The sequence below is a fragment of the Allobosea sp. genome (assembly GCF_035944895.1).
In the GTDB taxonomy this organism is placed as follows: Bacteria; Pseudomonadota; Alphaproteobacteria; order Rhizobiales; family Beijerinckiaceae; genus Allobosea.
Window position 1 is genome coordinate 927325 of sequence record NZ_DASZAT010000005.1, and the last position, 17689, is coordinate 945013.

Consider the following 17689-nt stretch of genomic DNA (forward strand, 5'->3'; position numbering starts at 1 on the left):
GACGGAGCAACGCTTCTGCTCGCGTCCTCGTGTCGTTAAATACCATCCATGGACAGCGAATCGCCTCCGCCCGCCGGCAATGCCCCCGAATGGTCGGTCTCCGACCTCTCCGGCGCGCTCAAGCGCACGCTGGAAGACGCCTTCGGCTTCGTGCGCGTCCGGGGCGAAATTTCCGGCTATCGCGGCCCGGTCGGCTCCGGCCATGTCTATTTCTCGCTGAAGGACGCCAACGCCAAGATCGATGCGGTGATCTGGAAAGGTGTCTTCGGCCGCCTGAAGACCAAGCCCCAGGAAGGGCTCGAGGTGATCGCGACTGGCAAGATCACCACTTTCGCCGGCAAGTCGAGCTACCAGATCATCATCGATTCGCTGGAGCCGGCCGGCATCGGCGCGCTGATGGCGCTGCTGGAGGAGCGCCGCAAGAAGCTCGCCGCCGAGGGCCTGTTCGATGCCGGCCGCAAGCAGCTGATCCCGTTCCTGCCCCGAGTCGTCGGCGTCGTGACGTCACCGACCGGCGCGGTCATCCGTGACATCCTGCACCGGCTGGAGGAGCGTTTTCCGCGCCATGTCCTGGTCTGGCCGGTGCGCGTCCAGGGCGAGAGCAGCGCGGCCGAGGTCGCCAATGCGATCGCTGGCTTCAACGCGCTGCCCGAAGGCGGTCGCATCCCGCGTCCGGACGTGATCATCGTCGCGCGCGGCGGCGGCTCGCTGGAAGACCTGATGGGCTTCAACGAGGAAGTGGTGGTCCGTGCCGCCGCCGCCTCGCTGATCCCGCTGGTTTCGGCGGTCGGCCACGAGACGGACGTGACGCTGATCGACCATGCCGCCGATCTGCGCAGCCCTACGCCGACAGGCGCGGCCGAAAAGGTGGTGCCGGTACGGGCCGAATTGCTGGCGCAGGTAACCGACCTGTCGCGCCGGCTTTCAGGTGCGACGCTGCGCCTGTCCGAGCGCCGCCGCAACGATCTGCGCGCGCTCGCCCGCGCTTTGCCGACGCCCGAGACCCTGCTGGCGGCGCCGCGCCAGCGGCTCGATCTCGCGGCAGCCAAACTCGGCCCGGCTTTGGCGCGCAATGCCCGCGCCTATGAGCAGCGCCTCGCCCAGCTCGACCGGCGACTGCATGCAGAATCGCCAGCGGCAAAGCTCAAGACCCATGCTGCGAAGCTTGAGGGCCTCGCCAAGCTGCTCGCCGCCGCGCGCAGCAAGATATTTCTGATCGAACGTAACAGGATCGCCAGAGCCCGAGATAATCTGCATTCTGTCCACGCGAGGGTGCTGCCAGCCTTCAGCCGCCAGATCCAGCGCCGCCGCGATCGGCTCGACAGCGTCTGGACGCTCGCCGCCTCGCTCGGGCCGCAAGCGGTGCTGGCGCGCGGCTATGCGCTGGTACGCGACGGCGATGGCAATCTGCTGCGCAGCGCTGCGGCGGCGCGGCCGGGATTGGCTCTCCAGGTTACCCTCGCCGACGGCAGCTTCGGGGCCGTGGTTCCGGGCGGTGGCGCCTCGCCGCCCCAGGCACCGCGACAAGCCTCGCGCAAGCCGGCTGGCGGAGGCGGGCAGGGCGATCTGTTCTGACATTCCGAAAACCGGTCATTCACCACCAATCTGGATGAGCTGGCTCCCGTTCAGATAGCGTTCAGCTAGCGCTGGCTAATCGCTGCCTGATAGCGGTTGGGGGATGCTCCTAGATGCTCGCCGGTTTCCGGACAGGCCTTGCTTGTGCCTTTGCCATGCTTGCGCCTCTGGCCCTGCAAGTTCAGCAGGCGAATGCGACCGAGTTCGTCTGCAAGCCGTCGACGCTCACCCACGATGCTGCCGATCTCGCTTCGACCTGGAGCAAGGGCAACGCACCCTTGCGCATTCTTGCCATCGGCTCGTCATCGACCGAGGGGATCGGCGCCAGCGGCAAGGACAAGACCTATCCAGCCCGGCTCGGCGCTCTGCTGCGCGCGGGCCTTGCGGGCCGTTCCATCGAGATGGTCAATGCCGGCATCGGCGGTGAGACTGCGCCGCAGACTTTGTCGCGCCTGAAGGCCGCGTTGTCGGAAGGCCGCTACGATCTGGTGATCTGGCAGGTCGGCACCAACGACGCCGTGACCGGCGGCGATCTCGGCACCTTCCGCAATCTCGTCGCCGACGGGATCGCCGCCGGCAAGCAGGCCCGCACCCGGCTCGTCATCCTCGATCCGCAGTTCTATCCCGGGATCAAGGAGACGGCGCGCTATCGCGCTTATGTCGACGCTATCGCCGAAGTGGCCAAGGCACGGGCCGTTCCGGTGCTGTCGCGCTACCAGGCGATGCTGAGCTGGTATCAGCGCGACGCGGAGGGCTTCATGGCTGCGCTCGCCGGCGACCGTTTCCATATGAGCGATGCAGGCTATGGCTGCCTGGCCCAGGACATCGCCCGCTCGCTCCTCGGCGACAAGCCGGCGGTGACGCTCGCGGCTTCGGCGCGCTGACGGCTGGACAGGCCGCTGCTTCGCCGCCGCTTTCATTTGCCCATCAGGAAGGCCTTGACCCGCTTGATCGCGTCGTCGCGCGCCGCCGGGTCGGTACCGACCGTGACCCTGCCGGTTCCGGAGGCCGAATAGGCGACGCCATTCTTCTCGCGCCGGTCGAGGCGCGGATGGTCGAAATCATGCACCGCTCCGGGATAGAGCACGAGCTCGACCGGCTCGCCACGGGCACGGGCGGCCTTGGCAAGGAAGTCGCACGGGGCGGGCGGCGTCCAGTCGTCGGCGTCGCCCATCAGGATCAGGGTCGGCAGACGGGCTTCGAAGCTGCCCGATTCCGACTGGGCGCGACAACCGGGATAGAATGCCACGGCGCGGGCGAAGTCCGGCTGGCGGTCGGCCGGCCGGCGATCCCTTCGGATTGCAGCCAGGACGGTGGAGCCGCCACCGGACCAGCCGAGCAGCGCGATCGCATCGCGGCGGACATCGGAGCGGTCCTGCAGCCAGCGCCGCGCCGCCATCGCGTCGCCGACGCGTTCGCGGCTGGCGCGGATGGTGCCGTCCTTGACGCCGCATTGCGAGCCGAGCCCGCGCGAGCCGTAGCTGTCCGGCATCAGCACGATGAGACCGGCTTCGGCCAGGCGCTCGCCCCAGTCGCTGTGCCGCATCGAGAGCTTTTCGGGTTCGCGCCAGAGGCCGCCGCAACCGTGCAGCGCGACCACGGCCGGAAACGGCCCCGGGCCCGTCGGGCGGAACATCACCGCGTCGAGCTGGTAATCGTCATGCGGGATACGGACGCGTTCATAGCCGCCCGCCATCGCGGGCACCGCGAGCAGGGAAACAAGACCAATCGCCAGCAAAGTGGCGCGGGTCAGGCTGGACATCATCGCAACTGACGCTATCACAGAAAGACCATGCTGGAACAATGCGTTGATTCAGAGATGGTTGCGTCCTACTGCAACCCTTGCGCTAGCTCTCCGCCGCTCGATCGCCCGGCCCCGTGATGAACATCAACGAACGTCTGCCCCCTTCCGGATCCGAAGCGCTGGTCGATTACGGCCATGGCGAGTTCCGGGTCGTGCGCCCCGGCGCCTTCGTCCGCTGCGCCGTCACTGGCGCCGCGATCCGGCTCGAGGATCTGCGCTACTGGTCGGTCGACTGGCAGGAGGCCTATGCCTCGCCCGAGGCGGTGCTATTGCGCGTGCGCCGCGCCGGCCGCGCCTGAGCGGGCCCTTACGACGGCATTACGCAGCAGCGCGTCGAGCGCTGCTTCATCCTCGAAGACGAGCGTGACCGGCACGCAGAGAAGGAGCGAGCGCTCGGCTGCCGGCCAGAGTGGCGCGAGCTTGACCATGTCCTTCTCGGTGACGGCGATGCGGCAGGCCTTCGCCTTGGCGTCGGCGATCAGCGCCGCGACGTCAGCATCCGAATAGGCATGGTGGTCGCCATAAGCGTGCTCGCCGCCAAGCCTCGCACCGGCGGCGCGCAGTGTTGCTGCGAATTTCCCCGGCCGGCCGATCCCCGAGACCGCCAGCACCGGCAGGCCGGCGAGCTCCGCCTGAATGTCGACCGGCGGCACGAGCCTGGCCCGCAGAACGCGCTTGCCGACGCTCAGCGCCTGCGTGGCGACATGGTCGCCGGCCGCTCCCTCTCCGATGATGACGAGGGCATCGACCTGCCCGAGCTGCCCTGCGAGCGGTGCGCGCAGTGGCCCGGCCGGCAGGCAAAGCCCGTTGCCGACGCCGACGGCACCATCGACGACCGCCAATCGCAGGTCCTTGTGCAGCGAGGGATTCTGCAATCCGTCATCCATCAGGACGAGGCTGGCGCCGGCCTCGCGCGCCAGCGCTGCTCCGGCCGGCCGTTCTCGCGCCACGACAGTCGGCAGGCGGGCGGCCAGCAGCAGCGGCTCGTCGCCGACATCCGCCGCATCATGCCGGGTCGGATCGACGCGCAGCGGGCCGGAGAGCTTGCCGCCGTAGCCGCGCGTCAGGGCGAAGGGCGTCTCGGCCATCGCGGCCAGCCGCTCTGCGAGCGCCAATGTTGTGGGCGTCTTCCCCGCGCCGCCGGCGACGAAATTGCCGACGCAGATCACCGGTATGCCGGCTTCGGCACCCGGACGGCGCATGCGCTTCAGCGTGATCGCGCCATAGAGCATCCCGAGCGGTTGCAGCAGCCGGGCAAGGGCGGATGGCGGCGCGCGCCACCAGAACCCCGGGGCGCGCATCAGTCCACGCTCTCGCGCTGGCCGATCGTGGCGCGCAGCAGCAGCGGCTCGATCGCCTGGACCGTGCGGTCGAGCGCGCCGCTGAGCTCCGTGCTGGTGCGGGCGGCGGCCCGCGCGGCCTGGCGCGCCGCGGCGGGGTCGCTGAGCCAGCGATGCACTGCCTGGGCCAGCTCCTGCCGGTCGGCGACCTGGATTGCGCCACCGCCGGCGTCGAAGGCGGCGAAGAGCTCGGCGGATTTATGCACGAGCGGGCCGTGCAGCAGGGCGCAGCCGAGCTTGGCCGGCTCGATCGGGTTGTGGCCGCCGATGGGGGCGAGCGAGCCGCCGATGAAGGCGACAGGCGCCAGCCGGTAGAACAGGCCGAGATCGCCGAGCGTGTCGGCGATGTAGAAGTCGATGTCGCGCTCGGGCAGGCGGCCGAGCGAGCGGCGGGCGCTGGCGACGTCATTGGCCTGCGCCAGGGCCTCGACCTCGCCGCCGCGATCGGGATGGCGGGGCACGACGATGGTGAGGAGCTTGGGCAGATGGGCCCGGACGCCGAGATGGGCGGCGAGCACGTCCTCCTCCTCACCCGGATGGGTCGAGGCGGCGACCCAGACCGGCCGGCCGGCGGCGAGGCCATCGAGCAGGGCCAGCGTATTGGGATCGGCCGGTGGGGCGGGGACGTCGAATTTCAGGTTGCCGGCGATGCTGACGCGCGGCGCGCCGAGCTGGGCGAGGCGCTGCCCGTCCTCCTGCGACTGCGCCAGGCAGCGATCGAAGCCGGAGAGCAGATAGCGCGAGGTCTGCGGGAACTTGTACCAGCGCCGGAAGGAGCGCTCCGACATGCGCGCATTGACGAGGACGAGCGGTACGCCACGCTTGCCGGACTCGATCATCAGGTTCGGCCAGATTTCGGACTCGCAGATCAGGCCGAGATCAGGGCGCCAATGCTCGAGGAAACGGCGCATATAGCGGGGAACGTCGAGCGGCAGGAACTGATGGATCGCCCCGGCCGGCAAACGCTGCGCCAGGAGCCGCGCCGAGGTCACGGTTCCCGAGGTCACCAGCACCGCAAGCCCACGCCGCTGCAGCCGCTCGATCAGGGGCAGCAGCGTCACTGTCTCGCCGACACTGGCGCCGTGCAGCCAGACCAGCGTCTTCGCCGGCCGCTCGACGCTCGGATGGCCGCGCCGTTCGGACAGGCGTGCCGGATCCTCCTTGCCGCGCCGGCGTCGCCAGAGCAGCAGGCCGGCGGCCGCCGGCTCGAGCAGGGCGGTGAGCGTCCGATAGGCCTGGATGATGAAGCTGCGGCCGATCATGCGGCGCTGGCCTTGGCAGCAGCCTTGGCGGCCTGGATTTCACGCAGGTCGGCGCCGGGATCGCGCGCGCCGATCAGCGCATAGGCGCGCTCATGCACGGCGTCGAGCCCGGCCTGGACGGCCAGCCGCGCCGCCTCGCAGGTCGCCTCGTCCGCCTCGCGCGCAACCCAGACGGGATCGCCGACGACGATGGCCCCCCGCCCGAAGGGCAGGCCGATCGAGGCGCGGTCCCAGCTGTTGAAGTCGATGCGCCGGCTGGTCACCACCGCGATCGGATGGATCGGTCGGCCCGATGCGCGTGCCAATTGGACGATGCCGGGGCCGCAGATGCGGGCGCGCTTGGGGATGTCGGCGGTCAGCACCATGGTGTCGCCGGCGGCGAGCCTGCGGACCATGGCGAGGAAGGCCGGCGCGCCGCCCTTCTCGCGGACCTTCTTGCCCGAGGCGCCCGAGCCGCGGATCGCACCGATGCCGAGCTCGCGCAGCGCCACCGCGTTGAAACCGCCGTCGCCATGGCGCGAGACCAGCGAGCAGGACGGCATCCACTCCGGCCGGGCGAACGGGATCATGACGTGCTGGCCATGCCACATCGCGATGATCAGCGGCAGCTCGCCGCGCACGCGTTCATAAACATCTGCCGGCTCGACGACGAAACGGTTCGTGCGCCGGACCAGGCGCAGATAATAGGCGAGGCTGCGCCCGAGCGCCTCCTGCGCGAACTTCGTCTTGAGCAGCGAAAATCCCATGGAACCGGACTGCGACGTCTTTCAGATCAGTTCTGAGCCGTCGAGGGATCGAGCAGGCGATGCAGATGGACGACGAAATAGCGGGTCTGCGCCTGGTCGACGGTCTGCTGCGCCTTCGCCTTCCAGGCGGTATGGGCGGCGGCGTAGTTCGGGTACACGCCGACGATGTCGAGCTTGGAAAGATCCTTGAACTCGACCCCGTCGAGCGAGCTCAACTCGCCGCCGATCACGAGGTGCAGCAGCTGCTTGTTGTCCTGGCTCGTGCTCATCGTTCGTCTCCGACCGGTGTCCTGAGGTCTGCGTTGAAAGCAAGCTGGAATACCGTCGGACTCGCTCCGACCTGCCTCGCCTGCGCTTTTGCCGTGCGATCAGATAAGCCATCAGCCGCGCGCGCGCGAGGGCCGATTGTCAACAAATTGCGGTTATTTCCGGCAGCTTTCGCTCTGCCGCTGCGGCAGCGGCGTCGCGCCGCGCTTCAGCTCCGCTGCGGCTGGCTCTCTCGCAGCCGGTGCAGCGCCTGCGCGAGTGGTGTTGCGAGGCCGGTTCCCGACGCCATCAGCATGCCATGGACCGGTATCTCGCGGTTATAGCTGAGGGCCGCGCCATCGGATGTCGTGACCTGCCCGCCAGCTTCCCTGAGCACGAGATCGGCGGCGGCGAGATCCCAGTCGCGCGCATCCGGCGAGACCAGCCCGGCATCGATCGTGCCGTCGGCGATACGGGTCAGCCGCAGCGCCAGCGACGGAATCTTGTCCGCGGCGACGAACTTCTCCTGGCGGGCGAGGGCGTCGAGCATCGGTTTCGGCCCGGCGATGCGGGCGCCGGCGAGCGTCGTGCGCCCGGTCGTCCGGATCGGCTTGCCGTTGCTCTCCGCTCCAGCGCCGCTGATCGCCGTATAAGTCGTCGCCCCCGCCGGCGCGTGCACCACGCCGAGGACGGGGCGTCCTTCGTCGAGCAGGGCGACGCAGACCGCCCAATCGGGCGAGCCCGCCATGTAGGCGCGGGTGCCGTCGATCGGGTCGACGACCCAGACGAAGCGGCGCGACAGGCGGATCGTGTCGTCGGCGGTTTCCTCCGAAAGCCAGGCGGCCTCCGGCAGCAACGCCGCGAGGCGCACATGCAGGAAGGTGTCGACGCCGATATCGGCTTCGGTCACCGGCGAGCCGCCGGCCTTCGACCAGGTCTTGGCGGCGGTCTGCGCCCCGGGACGGAAGAGGTCGAGCGCGAGCCGGCCGGCCTCGTGGCAAGCAGCCTCGACGGCGGGCAACAGATCCCCGGAGATTGGTAGAGATGTCGATGTCATCGCGCTTCGTTACGGCCTTGCAGGGCGGCTGAACAAGGAAAAAGCCACCATCGGGAGAAAGATTCCGTCAAGCATCAACCGGGAAACCGACCGGAAGAGGGCGGAAAACTGCCTCATCACCTTTGTTTAACCCTCCGGCTTAAGCGCTCGGACAATCCTTCCGGCCAATCTCCTCCCTGCAGAGCACGAGAACCCCGCATCGACAGAGGGTTCCGGGCAGCAGGGATTAGAAGAGAGGCGTTAAAACCGATGGCCAGCGTCACGCCGGCTGCCGGGGAGGCCGGGCTTGTGCCCGTTTTCCTCGGCAGCGCACATAACCAGAGCGGACAGCCCTCGCAGCCGGCGCAAGCGCCGCAGCAGCAAATTGCTCCACGCATCGAGCGCGTCGGGCCGGTGCGCATCCTGCGCGGCGGTGCCGGTTGGCGTGGCATCGCCTTGCGCCTGGCCGGCGCCGCGATCGCTGACGATGATCGTTTCCAGCTTGCTTTGACCGCGGGCGATGGCCGTTCGGTCGTGGTTGCCGTGCTCGACCAGGACGATGCCATCGCCGTCTGGCGCGATGCCGGCCGCACCAGTGGCCTGCCGTTGCTGCTCGAAACCAGTGACGGTGCGATCACCGAACCCTATCCGCAGCTCGGCCGGGTCGCGCTCGGCGCGATCCGCATCCGCCGCCGGCATGCTTTGCTCGCCGGCCGCCGCCCGCGCTTCCTGACGCGGCGCAAGACCGGCCGCCTGCCGGAGCGCCCGGTGGTGATCCGCGGCGAAACCCTGTCCTAGAAGGCGAATTTCACCAGGGCATCGAGCGCGAAGCCGGCCGCCAGCAGGAGGCCGGCATGCCAGTTGGACCGGAACAGCTTCAACGCCGTCGGTCCGTCGGCGCCGGCGATGCTGTGGACCTGCCAGCCAAGGTGCAGCGCGAACAGCGCCAGACCGATGAAGGCGACCGGTCCCGCTCCCGAGAACCAGGCTGCGACGCCGGCAAGTGCGATCGTCATGCCGTAGCAGAGTCCGACCGCCTGCTGGGTGAAGGCGCCGAAATAGCGCGCGCTCGACTTGATCCCGGCGATGACGTCGTCCTCGATGTCCTGCATCGCGTAGATCGTGTCGTAGCCGATCGTCCAGAACACTGCGGCTGCATAGATCAGATAGGCCGGCGTATCGAGCTGGCCGAACACCGCGCTCCAGCCGACGAGCCCGCCCCAGGAGAAGGCGAGTCCGAGCACGAATTGCGGCATGTTGGTGATCCGCTTCATGAACGGATAGATCGCGACGATCGCCAGCGAGGCGATGCCGGCGAGCACCGTGAAACGGTTGAACTGCAGCAGGATGACGAGGCCGACCAGCGACAGCCCGACCATGAAGATGGCCGCCTGCTTTGCGCTGACCTGGCCGGAGGGCAAAGGCCGGCCACGGGTGCGCGCCACCTGCGCGTCGAGCTTGCGGTCGACGATGTCGTTGAAGGTCGAGCCGGCGCCGCGCATCACGATCGCGCCGACCAGGAAGAGCAGGCAATGCCAGAGGTTCGGGAAAGGCAGCTCGGCCGCGATGGCCGCGAGTCCGGCCGCCCACCAGCATGGCAGCAGCAGAAGCTGCCAACCGATCGGGCGCTCGATCCGGGCGAGCTTGAGGTAGGGCCGTAGTCCCGGAGGCGCCTTCGTGTCGACCCAATGCCCTTTCAGGGCGTCGGGAAGTGGCGCGTCGGCGAGCGGAGGCGAGGGCGCCATGTCGGCACCTGTCGTATCAGAGAGCGCCTTGCGGCACGCGCATCGGGCCGCCGGTGATGGAATCGGCGCCGCCGAACGGGTTGGCGCCTTGTTGCTGCTGCGCCTGCTGCTGGGCGCGCCGCTGCATCTGCGCCTGCTGCTTCACGGCGTTGCAGGCCTGGCCGCGGATGGTACCGGCCTTCTCATTGTCGGTCTTCATGCCGTCGACGAAGCTCGCCGGAATCTGGCACCAGTCCTGGTTGGCGGAGGCGAACTTGATCAAGGCATTGCCGTTGCCGACCAGACGGCCGAGGACGCCGCAGGCCTGCTGCGGCGTCATCTTGCGCTTGGCCTTCGCATTCGCATTGAGCTGCCCGATGATCGATTGGCGCTCCTGCATGAGTTTCTGGATGTTCTCGCAGCCCGATGGCACCTGCGCCAATGCCGGCTCGGCCAGGCCCAGCCCAGCCAGCGCTACTGCCAGCTTCAGGGTCGCGTATCGCCGCATCATCCGCTCCGCTCTTGTCCCGTTACCCACGCCCGTCCCGGCGTCGCGGGCCTTTCCATAACAGCCAGAGCCGTGCGCCAACAAGCGCCGGCTCGCAATTCACCGAGATTGCTTGCTGATAGCGTGGGATTGTGGCGACTTTCGCGCCATTATGACGGGATCGGATTCGAAGAGCATGCGGGATTTCACCAAGCATCGGCTGTACAGCGAGGCGCCGTTGGTGGCGGGGGCGGTACTGGAACTCGCGCGTGACCAGGCCAATTACCTGCTCAACGTGCTGCGGTTGCGCAGCGGCGACACCATCCTCGCCTTCAACGGCCGCGACGGCGAATGGCTCTGCGCGATCCGGGCGGAAGGACGCAAGCAGGCGAGCCTGGAGGCGCTGGAGCTGACCCGCCCGCAACCACCGGCGCCCGATCTTCTCTATCTCTTCGCGCCGCTGAAGCATGCGCGGCTCGACTATATGGCGCAGAAGGCGGTCGAGATGGGAGCAGGCGTGCTTCAGCCGGTGCTGACCCGCTTCACCCAGGTCTCGCGGCTCAATCTCGACCGGCTCGCCGCCAATGCAGTCGAGGCGGCCGAGCAATGCGGCATCCTCGCTCTGCCGGAGATCAGAACGGAACAGTCGCTTGCGGCGGCGCTCGCCGCGCTCGAGCCGGAGCGGCTGCTGGTCTTCTGTGACGAGGCTCAGGAGCCCGAAAGTCCGATCGCGGCCTTGCAAGGGGTGCCGCGCGGGCCGCTGGCCGTGCTGATCGGCCCCGAAGGCGGCTTCGACGAATCGGAGCGCGCCCTGATCCTCCAGCGCGGGCGGGTGCTGCGCCTGTCGCTCGGCCCGCGCATCCTGCGGGCCGACACCGCGGCGGTCGCGGCGCTTGCCGTCGTGCAGGCGACCTTGGGCGACTGGTCCGCCCATTAGCTCCGCAATTTGGATGGAACCGGCTCCCTCGTTGCCGGTTGGAACGTGACGACCGGTTCCGCGTTTAGGCGTGGATACTGCGCGGCCGGTCGCAGTTCCGACTCATTGACGGGCAGTCTGGCGCCGCTGCTTCGCTCTGGAGCGGCCCGCCACGGGGGAGAGACATCATGGTGAGCAGCGCCTACCGCTTCGGCATCGAGGAAGAATATTTCCTGTCCGATGCCGAAAGCCGCGGCGCCGTGCGCAAGATCGCACCGCGTTTCATCGAGGCGGCGCAGGTCGCCTTCCCGGACGAGCTGCAGCGCGAGATGCTGCAGTCGCAGATCGAGGTGGCGACTCCGGTCTGCGAGAGCATGACCCAGGCCCGCCATTCGCTGCGGCGGCTCCGCTCGGGGCTGGCCAGGATCGCGCGCGAGCACGACATGCTGCTGCTCGCCTGCGGTACCCATCCGAGCGCGGTCTGGGCTCGCCAGCGCGCCACTGAGGCCAAGCGCTATGACGGCATCATGCGCGACCTGCAGATGCTGGGCAGCCGCAACCAGCTCTGCGGCCTGCATGTCCATGTCGAGGTGCCGGACGAAGACCAGCGCATCTCGATCATGGTCCGGATGCTGCCTTTTCTGCCGCTGCTGCTGGCGCTCTCGACCTCTTCGCCGTTCTGGCAGGGGCGACGGACCGGGCTGATGGGCTACCGGCTCTGCGCCTATGCCGAGTTGCCGCGTACCGGCCTGCCGGAGCTCTTCGCCAGTGCCGCGGATTATCGCGCCTATGTCGACACCATGGTCGCCGCCGGCGCGATGCGCGATTCCAGCTTCGTCTGGTGGGCGATCCGGCCATCGCATCAGCATCCGACGCTGGAGCTGCGCGTCGCCGACAGTTGCACGCGGCTCGACGACACGCTTGCCATCACCGCGCTCTATCGCTGCCTGGTGCGCCATCTCGCGCGCAAGCCCGGGCTCAACGCCGACCTCACCGCCGCCTCGCGCGCGCTCGCCGGCGAGAACATCTGGCGCGCCCAGCGCTATGGCGTTCATGGGGGCTTCGTCTGCGAGAAGCGCAGCGCCATGCTGCCGGTCGGGCAGGTGCTCGACGAGGTGTTGGATATCCTGGACGAGGACGCCGTCGCGCTCGGCTGCGGTCTCGATCTCGCTCATTGCCGCACCATCGTCGCCGGCGGGACCAGCGCCGACATGCAGCTTGCGATCTTCGAAGAGGCGCGTGCCGGGACAGGCGGCCAGAGCGCCGGGCTCGTCGCGGTCACCGACTGGATCGCGGCGCAAACGCGCGCCGACGATGCCGATGACGACCGGTTCGTGCCGAGGGGTGCAAATCTGCTGCGCGGCGCTGCCTGACCGCTTCGTGATCATGCATTGATGCAAGGTCGGTGCGCGCTCGCACGCGTTTGCGGTCGTTGTCGTATGGTCGCCGCTCGCCTATTGCTGGCGCTCCTCAGCGCATGACGTGGCGGAGCATTCGCTCTGCCCGGCGTGTCGCACCGTTCGATCCGGCGTGCTGTTCGACTGCCTGACAAGGCAGGCGACGCGCCGGTGCATGCATGCCGGAGCGCCCATGGCCCGCGACGTATCCGATTCGACTCCGATCAGCTCGAAGGCCGAACTCGTCGGCTGGATCGCGCAGGGTGAAAAACCGGCTTCCGAATTCAGGCTCGGCACCGAGCACGAGAAGTTCCCGTTCTATCGCGACGATCTCAGCCCGGTTCCCTATGAAGGCGCTGTGGTCGGCCGTAGCGGCGGCATCCGGCAGCTGCTCGAAGGCATGCAGGACCGTGTTGGCTGGGAACCGATCCTCGATGCCGGCCACATCATCGGCCTGGCCGGCCCCGATGGCGGCGGTGCGATCTCGCTGGAGCCCGGCGGCCAGTTCGAGCTTTCCGGCGCGCCGCTTGCAAATGTGCATGAGACCGCGCGCGAGCTGGACCAGCACCTCGCCGATCTGAAGGCGGTGGCGGAGCCGCACGGCATCGGTTTTCTGCCGCTCGGGCATTCGCCGCTCTGGACGCGCGAGCAGACGCCGATGATGCCGAAGCGGCGCTATCAGATCATGAAGAACTACATGCCGAAGGTCGGCACGCGCGGCCTCGACATGATGTTCCGGACCTGCACGGTGCAGGTGAACCTCGATTTCGCGGATGAAGCCGACATGGTGCGCAAGTTGCGCGTCTCGCTCGCCTTGCAGCCACTGGCCGCGGCGCTCTTCGCCGCCTCGCCCTTCAGCGAAGGCAAGCTCAACGGCTTCCAGTCGATGCGTTCCGAGATCTGGCGCGACACCGACAATGCCCGCTCCGGCATGCTGCCTTTCGCCTTCGACGAAGGCATGTCCTACGAGGCCTATGTCGACTGGGCGCTCGACGTTCCCATGTACTTCGTCAAGCGTGGCGACACCTATCACGACGTCGCCGGCGCCTCTTTCCGCGACCTGCTCGCCGGCAAGCTGCCGCAATTGCCGGGCGAGCGTGCCACCATGTCGGACTGGGTCAACCATCTCGGGACCCTGTTCCCGGAGGTGCGGCTGAAGCGCTATATCGAGATGCGCGGCGCCGATGCCGGCCCTGTCGAGATGCTGAACGCGCTGCCGGCCTTCTGGGTCGGCCTGCTCTATGACGACGCCGTGCTCGCTGCCGCCTGGGACCTCGTCAAGGGCTGGAGCGCCGAGGAACGCCAGCAGCTGCGCGACACCGTGCCGAAGGCCGGGCTCAACACCAGGATCGCGAACCGTCCGCTGCGCGATCTCGGCCGCGAGGTGATCGAGCTGTCGCGCGCCGGTCTCGCCCGCCGGGCTCGGCTCGATGACAAGGGCCGCGACGAGACGATCTATCTCGAGCCGATCGTCGCCATCGCCCAGAGCGGCCGCACGCTCGCCGAACGTCTGGCGGTGCGTGAGCAGGGGGCCTGGAGTGGTAAGGTCGAACCGGTCTTCCCGGAACTCGCGCTATAGGTGCTGATGTCGAACGAGACATTCGCCGGTGATCGGGTGTTTTGCGCTTCGGATTAACCAATCGTCCGGAGTTTTGCGCTAATCTGGGGCGCATGGAACGCATTTCCGCCCTGGCTCTGGAATTCCTGCGCGACCGCCGCGGCGCGACTGCGCTCGAATACGGCCTTGTCGCGTTCTTCGTCTCGATCGCGGCGATCGCGACGATCCGGCAGATCGGCCCGCTGGTGAACGCGAAATACGCCAGCATTCTGCCAGGTCTCCAGTAAGATAGTCTTGCGCTCGCCGCTCGCGGCGCGGGGATCTCGCGCGCCTGCACCGTGACTCTCCATTCAGTTTTAAGCGTATTTTACCATGTCGCCGGAAGATCATGTGATCAGGCGGGTTTTCCCAGCGATACCAGCGACATTCACGAGTTCCGGAAAGGTTTTCTCAATCGCCCCGCACCTAACGTTCAGGCAATCATCCTGTTGCACGCCTGTCCCGTTTGCGAGGCCCTCCGATGTCCGGCCTGTTCCGATCGTTCCTGAAGGATGCTCGCGGCGTCAGCGCGTTGATATTCGGCCTGGCCGCGCCCGCGATCGCGCTTGCGGTCGGCGGAGGCATCGATTTCAGCCAGGCTGCGGCGCGGCGTCAGCGTATCGCCAGCGCCATGGAGATCGGTTGCCGGGCGGCTTCCCTGGAGATCAATTTCCAGTCGCGGCAGACGGGGGCTGACCCGAAGAAGGACTATACTTCGGTCGCGAATGCGAAGATTCAGGACAGTGTTAACGGGTTGTCTCAGCCTGGCGTGACGGGTCTCACTGTGACCGCCACGCTCGCCAACAACATCATCACGGCCGTCGCGACGGCCGCCAGTGCCAACGCCTTCGGCGGCATACTGGGCTACGACACGGTAGCGCTCCGCGTCGAACGGAACTGCAACTATGTAGTGGGTACGCCCGGGACGCCGACGGCCACGGGCAAGGTCCTGTTCGTTGAATCCTTCGAGACCGGGCACAATGTCGCGTCGAACAGCTGGACCGTTCTGAAGAACTGGAACGGCTGGACAACCCAGAGCAGCCAGGGTGGCATCGAGATCAACGGCATCCCGGAACTCGCGGCCAACACCATCCGCTTCGGCAACTTCTTCGCCGAGCTGGACTCACACTGCTACACCTCAGGCTGCAAGACCAATTCGAGCATGTGGCGCGAATTCGGGACGAGCCCGCAACTTGAGCCCGGCGACTATGAGCTGAGCTACTGGTACATTTCTCGTGTCCGCAACGCGGCTTATGCCGGCAAGACCCTTTGTGCCCTCAAGACCGATCCCAAGGCAAAGTGGGACGATTTGGTCAATGCGAATTGGGAAGGTTATACCAATCGAATTGAAGTGTTTTTTCAGCAAAAGAAATCAGGCGCATACACCACGCCTGCGATCAATAATAATAACGCGGCAGATCTGGTTGATGTCTGTGTGCATACCGACAAATGGACCGAGCGCAAGATTCCACTGAAGGTCACGACAAAGGGTACTTATCGCATCTTCTTCCAGGCGGCAGGTCGCGAGGATACCTATGGCGGCCTGATCGATTACATCCGCTTCTGCAGCGGTAGCTGCCCGTGAGAGTGCCTGACCATATCAGCGGTGATACTCCACTGCTCGGCAAGGCGCGCTTCCGCGCATTCCGTCGCGATGTCGCAGGCTCGACGGCGATCGAGTTTGCCTTCATCGGGATGGCGTTCGTCGTCCTGCTGCTCGGCATCCTCCAGTTCGCACTCGCCTTCATAGCGCAGATGTACATCCATGACGCGGTATCCGACGCGGCAACCGGCCGGACCGCCGGCACTTATGCGGGAAATCAAACGCAGGTGAAGACGCAGATCTGCGGGCGGATGATCGCGATCGATAATTGCGCCGGCAATATTCTGGTCGAAACGCAGCCGCTGGCGAATTATGCAGCTGGGTCGCAACCGGTCACCGGCGCGACCTTCGTCGCCGGCACATCCGGGACGATGATGCTGATCCGGGCAAAGGCGCCGGTGATCACCTTCGTGCCGGGGCTGCCGACGTTGCACGTCACCGGAGCCGCACTCTACACGAGGCCGTAATGAGACGCTCCTTCGGACTGTTCAGGCTATCGCAGCGGCGCGGACTGCTCCGCGATCAGCGCGGCGTCGCGGCGATCGAATTCGCCCTGATCAGCACCGTCATGTTCGCCTTGCTTTCGGGCGCCGTCGACGTCACCCAGGCGATCACCATTCAGCGTGACTTGAACCGCTTCGCGGCGGAGGTCGCGCAGGCGCTTGCCAGCGCTTGCAAGGGGGGCGCGAGCTGTTTCGGCACGGCCATGGAGACGATCCGGGCCCGGCAGGCCAGCATCGCGCCCAAGCTCGGGGCGATGCAGCTTGGCATCGCGAATTTCGATCGGACCAGCACCAATATCGAGAACATCATCGGCACGATGACCTATCTACCGGCCGACATGAAAACCCAAGCATTGGCGATGATGGCGAACGGTGACAAGGGAGTGGCGGTGCTCGTGACCTATACTCACCAGCCGATCATCCTCGGTCTCGCCAATGACTGGGGCTTCACCACCAAGAATTTCACCGCCAGGAGTATCGTTCTCGCCGCTCGCCCCTAAACGTCAGCCCCCAGGCCATCGCTTATTCCGCCGCCACCTTGAAGCTCTGCAGATTGTCCAGGCTCTGGATGATGTGCTCGGCGAGCGCGTTCGACAGGATCGAGGGATCGTGCCGCGTGCGCAGCAGGCCGATCTTGCAGGAGGGCAGGGTGGAGAAGCCTTCCGCCGGCCCCAGGATGCGCATGCCGGGTCGGACCGCGCTCTCCGGCAGCACCGAGACGGCAAGCCCCGCTACCACCGCTGCGCCGACCGCGGTCGAGTTCCAGCTGGCATAGAGCACGCGGAAGCGCCTGCCCTTGCTTTCCAGCGCCTCGACAGCCGCCTGGCGCCAATTGCAGGTCGGGCGGCCCAGCGCCAGCGGCAGCGGGTCTTCCTCGTGTACGCAATGGCGGGCCGAAGTCACCCAGAGCAGCGGCTCGATCCGGATGATCTCGCCCTGGCCGCGGCCTTCGACATGGGTGATGATCGCAAGGTCGATGTCGCCGCCACCGATCCGTTCCGCCAGCATCGGCGTCGGCTCGCAGACGACGGTGACTTCGGTGCGCGGGTTGGAGCGGGCGAAGCGCGCCAGGATCTCCGGCAGATAGCGGTCGGCATAGTCGTCGGGTACGCCGAGCCGGATGCGGCCCTTCAGGTCTGCCTCGGTGAAGCTCGCGACGCATTCGAGGTTCAGGCGGACGATGCGGCGGGCATAGTCGAGCAGGCGCTCGCCATCCTCGGTCAGCTTGGCATGGCGTCCGTCGCGGCCGAAGAGCGGGCGGCCGACGCGCTCCTCCAGCCGCTTCATCTGCATCGAAACGGCCGATTGAGTCTTGAAGACGATCTCGGCGGCGCGGGTGAAGGAACCGGTGTCGGCGATGGCGACGAAGGTCTTGAGCTGATCGGCGTCGAGCACATGGGCCATGGCCGGCTCCTTCCAGAGGTTCATCAAGATCGGTTGTGTTTAGCATCAT

The 17689-nt window shown here is 67.2% G+C and carries 20 protein-coding genes; 11 read left to right on the plus strand and 9 right to left on the minus strand.

What is annotated here, in order from left to right:
* The first annotated feature begins 48 nt into the window (after positions 1-48).
* Together xseA and VGV58_RS06675 are read left to right on the plus strand one after the other, a co-directional pair.
* On the plus strand, positions 49-1575 hold the full coding sequence (gene xseA / locus VGV58_RS06670; protein ID WP_326873183.1) for an exodeoxyribonuclease VII large subunit: 1527 nt from the start codon (positions 49-51) through the stop codon (positions 1573-1575).
* Between the two features lie 155 nt (positions 1576-1730).
* A complete protein-coding gene (locus VGV58_RS06675) occupies positions 1731-2459 on the plus strand; it encodes an SGNH/GDSL hydrolase family protein (RefSeq protein ID WP_326873184.1) in 729 nt (242 codons plus the stop codon).
* A gap of 32 nt (positions 2460-2491) precedes the next feature.
* On the opposite strand, the gene VGV58_RS06680 is transcribed toward VGV58_RS06675, so the two are convergent.
* Positions 2492-3340, minus strand: coding sequence for a dienelactone hydrolase family protein (locus VGV58_RS06680; RefSeq protein ID WP_326873185.1), 849 nt, complete (start codon positions 3338-3340; stop codon positions 2492-2494).
* Between the two features lie 116 nt (positions 3341-3456).
* On the opposite strand from VGV58_RS06680, the gene VGV58_RS06685 reads away from it, so the two are divergent.
* A complete protein-coding gene (locus tag VGV58_RS06685; protein ID WP_326873187.1) occupies positions 3457-3678 on the plus strand; it encodes a DUF2093 domain-containing protein in 222 nt (73 codons plus the stop codon).
* Here VGV58_RS06685 and lpxK read toward each other — a convergent pair.
* From lpxK to VGV58_RS06710, 5 genes are all read right to left on the minus strand, one after another.
* Positions 3646-4680 (minus strand): tetraacyldisaccharide 4'-kinase, encoded by a 1035-nt coding sequence (gene lpxK, locus VGV58_RS06690; protein WP_326873189.1) that lies wholly within the window; start codon positions 4678-4680, stop codon positions 3646-3648. The two genes, VGV58_RS06685 and lpxK, sit on opposite strands and share 33 nt — an antisense overlap.
* Positions 4680-5981, minus strand: coding sequence for a 3-deoxy-D-manno-octulosonic acid transferase (locus VGV58_RS06695; protein ID WP_326873190.1), 1302 nt, complete (start codon positions 5979-5981; stop codon positions 4680-4682). Before VGV58_RS06695 ends, lpxK begins: the two co-directional genes overlap by 1 nt.
* On the minus strand, positions 5978-6727 hold the full coding sequence (locus VGV58_RS06700; protein ID WP_326873191.1) for a lysophospholipid acyltransferase family protein: 750 nt from the start codon (positions 6725-6727) through the stop codon (positions 5978-5980). The genes VGV58_RS06695 and VGV58_RS06700 overlap by 4 nt, the downstream gene beginning before the upstream one ends.
* 26 nt (positions 6728-6753) lie before the next feature.
* Positions 6754-6996 carry a DUF4170 domain-containing protein gene (locus VGV58_RS06705; protein ID WP_326873192.1) on the minus strand — a complete coding sequence of 81 codons (243 nt, stop codon included), beginning with the start codon at positions 6994-6996 and terminating at the stop codon, positions 6754-6756.
* Between the two features lie 206 nt (positions 6997-7202).
* Positions 7203-8030, minus strand: coding sequence for a 3'(2'),5'-bisphosphate nucleotidase CysQ (locus tag VGV58_RS06710; RefSeq protein ID WP_326873193.1), 828 nt, complete (start codon positions 8028-8030; stop codon positions 7203-7205).
* A gap of 249 nt (positions 8031-8279) precedes the next feature.
* Here VGV58_RS06710 and VGV58_RS06715 point away from each other — a divergent pair, with 249 nt between their 5' ends.
* The gene (locus tag VGV58_RS06715) at positions 8280-8807 is read left to right on the plus strand and encodes a DUF6101 family protein (protein ID WP_326873194.1); all 528 of its coding nucleotides are present in this window, start codon (positions 8280-8282) and stop codon (positions 8805-8807) included.
* On the opposite strand, the gene ubiA is transcribed toward VGV58_RS06715, so the two are convergent.
* A complete protein-coding gene (gene ubiA, locus VGV58_RS06720) occupies positions 8804-9754 on the minus strand; it encodes a 4-hydroxybenzoate octaprenyltransferase (RefSeq protein ID WP_326873195.1) in 951 nt (316 codons plus the stop codon). The two genes, VGV58_RS06715 and ubiA, sit on opposite strands and share 4 nt — an antisense overlap.
* 16 nt (positions 9755-9770) lie before the next feature.
* A complete protein-coding gene (locus tag VGV58_RS06725; protein WP_326873196.1) occupies positions 9771-10244 on the minus strand; it encodes a hypothetical protein in 474 nt (157 codons plus the stop codon).
* 172 nt (positions 10245-10416) lie between these two features.
* Between VGV58_RS06725 and VGV58_RS06730 the strand changes: the two genes are divergently transcribed.
* The 7 genes from VGV58_RS06730 (at position 10417) to VGV58_RS06760 (ending at position 16736) form a co-directional block, all read left to right on the plus strand.
* Positions 10417-11157 carry a 16S rRNA (uracil(1498)-N(3))-methyltransferase gene (locus tag VGV58_RS06730; protein ID WP_326873197.1) on the plus strand — a complete coding sequence of 247 codons (741 nt, stop codon included), beginning with the start codon at positions 10417-10419 and terminating at the stop codon, positions 11155-11157.
* 167 nt (positions 11158-11324) lie between these two features.
* A complete protein-coding gene (locus VGV58_RS06735; protein WP_326873198.1) occupies positions 11325-12509 on the plus strand; it encodes a carboxylate-amine ligase in 1185 nt (394 codons plus the stop codon).
* A gap of 217 nt (positions 12510-12726) precedes the next feature.
* A complete protein-coding gene (locus tag VGV58_RS06740; protein ID WP_326873199.1) occupies positions 12727-14112 on the plus strand; it encodes a glutamate--cysteine ligase in 1386 nt (461 codons plus the stop codon).
* Positions 14113-14204: 92 nt separating this feature from the next.
* Positions 14205-14378, plus strand: a complete 174-nt coding sequence (locus VGV58_RS06745) for a Flp family type IVb pilin (protein WP_326873201.1) — start codon at positions 14205-14207, stop codon at positions 14376-14378.
* A 233-nt stretch (positions 14379-14611) separates the two neighbouring features.
* A complete protein-coding gene (locus VGV58_RS06750) occupies positions 14612-15715 on the plus strand; it encodes a TadE/TadG family type IV pilus assembly protein (RefSeq protein WP_326873203.1) in 1104 nt (367 codons plus the stop codon).
* Positions 15712-16200, plus strand: a complete 489-nt coding sequence (locus VGV58_RS06755; RefSeq protein ID WP_326873204.1) for a TadE/TadG family type IV pilus assembly protein — start codon at positions 15712-15714, stop codon at positions 16198-16200. Before VGV58_RS06750 ends, VGV58_RS06755 begins: the two co-directional genes overlap by 4 nt.
* Positions 16200-16736: a TadE/TadG family type IV pilus assembly protein gene (locus VGV58_RS06760; RefSeq protein ID WP_326873205.1), complete on the plus strand. Its 537-nt coding sequence runs from the start codon at positions 16200-16202 to the stop codon at positions 16734-16736. The genes VGV58_RS06755 and VGV58_RS06760 overlap by 1 nt, the downstream gene beginning before the upstream one ends.
* 22 nt (positions 16737-16758) lie before the next feature.
* Here the strand turns inward: VGV58_RS06760 and VGV58_RS06765 are convergent, their stop codons facing one another.
* Positions 16759-17640: a LysR substrate-binding domain-containing protein gene (locus VGV58_RS06765; RefSeq protein ID WP_091832439.1), complete on the minus strand. Its 882-nt coding sequence runs from the start codon at positions 17638-17640 to the stop codon at positions 16759-16761.
* Between the last annotated feature and the right edge of the window lie 49 nt (positions 17641-17689).

What these genes read in the sequence shown, in the direction of transcription:
- VGV58_RS06710 (WP_326873193.1), bottom strand. Translation starts at nt 8,030, where the DNA reads ATGACATCGACATCTCTACCAATCTCCGGGGATCTGTTGCCCGCCGTC.
- VGV58_RS06740 (WP_326873199.1), top strand. Translation starts at nt 12,727, where the DNA reads ATGGCCCGCGACGTATCCGATTCGACTCCGATCAGCTCGAAGGCCGAA.
- VGV58_RS06715 (WP_326873194.1), top strand. Translation starts at nt 8,280, where the DNA reads ATGGCCAGCGTCACGCCGGCTGCCGGGGAGGCCGGGCTTGTGCCCGTT.
- VGV58_RS06760 (WP_326873205.1), top strand. Translation starts at nt 16,200, where the DNA reads ATGAGACGCTCCTTCGGACTGTTCAGGCTATCGCAGCGGCGCGGACTG.
- VGV58_RS06705 (WP_326873192.1), bottom strand. Translation starts at nt 6,996, where the DNA reads ATGAGCACGAGCCAGGACAACAAGCAGCTGCTGCACCTCGTGATCGGC.
- VGV58_RS06685 (WP_326873187.1), top strand. Translation starts at nt 3,457, where the DNA reads ATGAACATCAACGAACGTCTGCCCCCTTCCGGATCCGAAGCGCTGGTC.
- ubiA (WP_326873195.1), bottom strand. Translation starts at nt 9,754, where the DNA reads ATGGCGCCCTCGCCTCCGCTCGCCGACGCGCCACTTCCCGACGCCCTG.
- VGV58_RS06765 (WP_091832439.1), bottom strand. Translation starts at nt 17,640, where the DNA reads ATGGCCCATGTGCTCGACGCCGATCAGCTCAAGACCTTCGTCGCCATC.
- VGV58_RS06725 (WP_326873196.1), bottom strand. Translation starts at nt 10,244, where the DNA reads ATGATGCGGCGATACGCGACCCTGAAGCTGGCAGTAGCGCTGGCTGGG.
- xseA (WP_326873183.1), top strand. Translation starts at nt 49, where the DNA reads ATGGACAGCGAATCGCCTCCGCCCGCCGGCAATGCCCCCGAATGGTCG.
- VGV58_RS06745 (WP_326873201.1), top strand. Translation starts at nt 14,205, where the DNA reads ATGGAACGCATTTCCGCCCTGGCTCTGGAATTCCTGCGCGACCGCCGC.
- VGV58_RS06680 (WP_326873185.1), bottom strand. Translation starts at nt 3,340, where the DNA reads ATGATGTCCAGCCTGACCCGCGCCACTTTGCTGGCGATTGGTCTTGTT.
- VGV58_RS06735 (WP_326873198.1), top strand. Translation starts at nt 11,325, where the DNA reads ATGGTGAGCAGCGCCTACCGCTTCGGCATCGAGGAAGAATATTTCCTG.
- lpxK (WP_326873189.1), bottom strand. Translation starts at nt 4,680, where the DNA reads ATGCGCGCCCCGGGGTTCTGGTGGCGCGCGCCGCCATCCGCCCTTGCC.
- VGV58_RS06695 (WP_326873190.1), bottom strand. Translation starts at nt 5,981, where the DNA reads ATGATCGGCCGCAGCTTCATCATCCAGGCCTATCGGACGCTCACCGCC.
- VGV58_RS06675 (WP_326873184.1), top strand. Translation starts at nt 1,731, where the DNA reads ATGCTTGCGCCTCTGGCCCTGCAAGTTCAGCAGGCGAATGCGACCGAG.
- VGV58_RS06730 (WP_326873197.1), top strand. Translation starts at nt 10,417, where the DNA reads ATGCGGGATTTCACCAAGCATCGGCTGTACAGCGAGGCGCCGTTGGTG.
- VGV58_RS06750 (WP_326873203.1), top strand. Translation starts at nt 14,612, where the DNA reads ATGTCCGGCCTGTTCCGATCGTTCCTGAAGGATGCTCGCGGCGTCAGC.
- VGV58_RS06700 (WP_326873191.1), bottom strand. Translation starts at nt 6,727, where the DNA reads ATGGGATTTTCGCTGCTCAAGACGAAGTTCGCGCAGGAGGCGCTCGGG.